At 46.8% G+C, this 628-nt stretch carries 5 tRNA genes; all 5 read left to right on the forward strand.

Features of this window, described 5'->3' with window-relative positions:
• Positions 1–62: 62 nt before the first annotated feature.
• Positions 63–136 (forward strand) — tRNA-Gly (locus CD33_RS00055).
• Positions 137–140: 4 nt separating this feature from the next.
• Positions 141–217 (forward strand) — tRNA-Ile (locus CD33_RS00060).
• A 9-nt stretch (positions 218–226) separates the two neighbouring features.
• Positions 227–301: transfer RNA gene (locus CD33_RS00065), tRNA-Asn, on the forward strand.
• A gap of 3 nt (positions 302–304) precedes the next feature.
• Positions 305–395 (forward strand) — tRNA-Ser (locus tag CD33_RS00070).
• Between the two features lie 8 nt (positions 396–403).
• A tRNA-Glu gene (locus tag CD33_RS00075) sits at positions 404–475 on the forward strand.
• The last annotated feature ends 153 nt before the right edge of the window (positions 476–628 follow it).

The raw sequence follows: 628 nt of genomic DNA on the forward strand, positions 1-628 counted from the left end.
TAGAGCATTAGATTGAAGCTCTAAGTGTCGGCGGTTCGATTCCGTCCCGACCCACCATTTTTGCGGGTGTAGTTTAATGGTAAAACCTCAGCCTTCCAAGCTGATGTCGTGAGTTCGATTCTCATCACCCGCTCCAATAGGGGCCTATAGCTCAGCTGGTTAGAGCGCACGCCTGATAAGCGTGAGGTCGATGGTTCGAGTCCATTTAGGCCCACCATGAAGTTTTTCCGAAGTAGCTCAGTGGTAGAGCAATCGGCTGTTAACCGATCGGTCGTAGGTTCGAGTCCTACCTTCGGAGCCATATGGGGAAGTACTCAAGTGGCTGAAGAGGCGCCCCTGCTAAGGGTGTAGGTCGGGCAACCGGCGCGAGGGTTCAAATCCCTCCTTCTCCGCCATATAGTTTGGCCCGTTGGTCAAGTGGTTAAGACACCGCCCTTTCACGGCGGTAACACGGGTTCGAATCCCGTACGGGTCATAAAAAAATATATATTTTTTAGCAAGAAAGACTTGAAATTATATAATATTATGTTATTATAAATCTTGTCTTTAATAAAAGTACTTTACTAAATAGATGAAGTTATAAATAGTCTAGTGATGATGGCAAAGAGGTCACACCCGTTCCCATACC

The sequence above is a fragment of the Ureibacillus sinduriensis BLB-1 = JCM 15800 genome (assembly GCF_000772955.1).
GTDB classification, from domain to species: Bacteria; Bacillota; Bacilli; order Bacillales_A; family Planococcaceae; genus Ureibacillus; species Ureibacillus sinduriensis.